The sequence below is a fragment of the Rhizobacter sp. P3_B12 genome, from assembly GCF_056402895.1.
On record NZ_JBFUGN010001191.1, the window covers coordinates 1 to 1,671 of the forward strand.

3 protein-coding genes are annotated in these 1,671 nt (G+C 63.5%); all 3 read left to right on the forward strand.

Annotation, left to right across the window (positions count from 1 at the left end; all coding sequences use genetic code 11):
* A partial coding sequence (locus tag AC1D01_RS33655; protein ID WP_477873809.1) for an alpha/beta fold hydrolase occupies window positions 1-784 on the forward strand: 784 nt, incomplete at its 5' end.
* 263 nt (window positions 785-1,047) lie between these two features.
* The gene (locus tag AC1D01_RS33660) at window positions 1,048-1,464 is read left to right on the forward strand and encodes a hypothetical protein (RefSeq protein ID WP_477873810.1); all 417 of its coding nucleotides are present in this window, start codon (window positions 1,048-1,050) and stop codon (window positions 1,462-1,464) included.
* Window positions 1,465-1,508: 44 nt separating this feature from the next.
* Window positions 1,509-1,671: transposase (locus tag AC1D01_RS33665; protein ID WP_477873811.1), on the forward strand; the 163-nt coding region annotated here is incomplete at its 3' end.

The following is a 1,671-nucleotide window of genomic DNA, read 5'->3' on the forward strand; positions in this document are numbered from 1 at the left end:
CTCCACGCGTGTCGCCGCCACGGTCGGGCTTGCTGCCACCGCGCGCCTTGCTTCGGCTCAATCTGCATCAGCGCCCGCAGCTGCCACCGCGCCGGGCGTTCGCAATGTCGTGCTCGTGCATGGCGCCTATGCCGATGGGTCGTGCTGGTCTGACGTGATTGCGCTGCTACAGCGCGCCGGGTTGCGCGCCACGGCGGTGCAGAACCCGCTCACTTCGCTGGCCGACGACGTGGCGGCCACGCAGCGCATCCTGGCGCTGCAAGACGGGCCGACGCTGCTGGTCGGGCACTCGTGGGCGGGCACGGTGATCAGCGAGGCTGGGGTCGATCCGAAGGTTGCGGGGCTGGTCTACGTGGCCGCGCGTGCGCCTGATGCGGGGGAAGACTACGGCGCGCTGGCCGCCAAGTTTCCGACGCCTCCGGCGAGCGCCGGGCTCGTCAAGTCGGGTGGGTTTGCGCAGCTGAGCGAAGAGGCCTTCCTGCGTGACTTTGCGGGTGACGTGCCTGCCGAGAAAGCTCGCGTGCTGTATGCGCTGCAGGGGCGCATTGCGGAGACGCTGTTTGCGTCACGCACCACGGTGGCCGCCTGGCGCAGCAAACCGAGCTGGTATGCGGTGTCGACGCAGGATCGGACGACCTCGCCGGAATTGCAGCGGTTCGTGGCTGCGCGGATGAAGGCGAAGACGGTTGAGATCGCGTCTAGCCATGTGTCGTTGATCAGCCATCCGCGGGAGATTGCGGGGGTGATTCTTGAGGCTGTGAAGCAGGTGACTGTCGGCGGCTGAAGCGCACAGGGCCTCAGCGGTTGCTGCCCTTGGCTCAAGCCGATTCAACGACGGCTCCACAGCGGTTTGCTGACCTCGGCCGGCCTGCGCGCTTGACCGTGCACTGGCGCTCGTGTGAAGGGAAAGAGTTCACATGATTTCGGGCGCACCAGAAAGTTGCAGCATGTAACCGTCCCTGCCACACTTCCCGTGACTACACGGGAGGCAAGATGCCAAGGACGCCCAAGACGACGCCTGAGCAGGATGGCGAGATCTCTTTCACCATGGTCAAGTTCACCATGAAGGGATCAGATACGAGCATGCAGAAGGGCATGGACGCGATCAAGTCAGCGTTCGTGCAGGCGGGATTTATCCCGGCTCTGCCAGACTCGCGAGTGCGTCCAAGCGGTGTCAAGCAACTTCAAGTCGCAGCTTCAGACGCAGAACCGGAAGTGGGCGACGAGGTCGCCGATGCCGTAGAGACGGACAGCGAGACCGCAGAAGTTGCACCCGCTCCGGCGTCGAAGAGGCCCGCGACGCCTCGTAAAGCGCCCAACTTCAAGGTCATCAAGGATTTGAAATTCGACGATGTCTCGCCGACGCTCAGCGAATTCGTCGCCGAGAAGGACCCGCAGACGACGCTCGATCGCTACCTCTGCATCGCATATTGGTTCAAGCACACTGACGTGGTCCAATTCTGATGGACACCTCGATGGGAGATTTTCCCGCAGAGGACGAGAAGAGCATGACCGAGAAGAAGAGAGCCCGCCGGGCATTTGATGCGGCGTTCAAGCTGCAAGTGGTTCGCATGGTGCGAGACCAGGGATTGAGCGTCGGGCAGGTGTGCCGCGACATGAACTTGACGGACAGTGGCGTGCGCCGCTGGCTCGAGCAGTTCGACGAGGAAG

Coding starts and splice junctions, on each gene's coding strand:
- AC1D01_RS33660 (WP_477873810.1), top strand. CDS start 1,048: ATGGTCAAGTTCACCATGAAGGGATCAGATACGAGCATGCAGAAGGGC.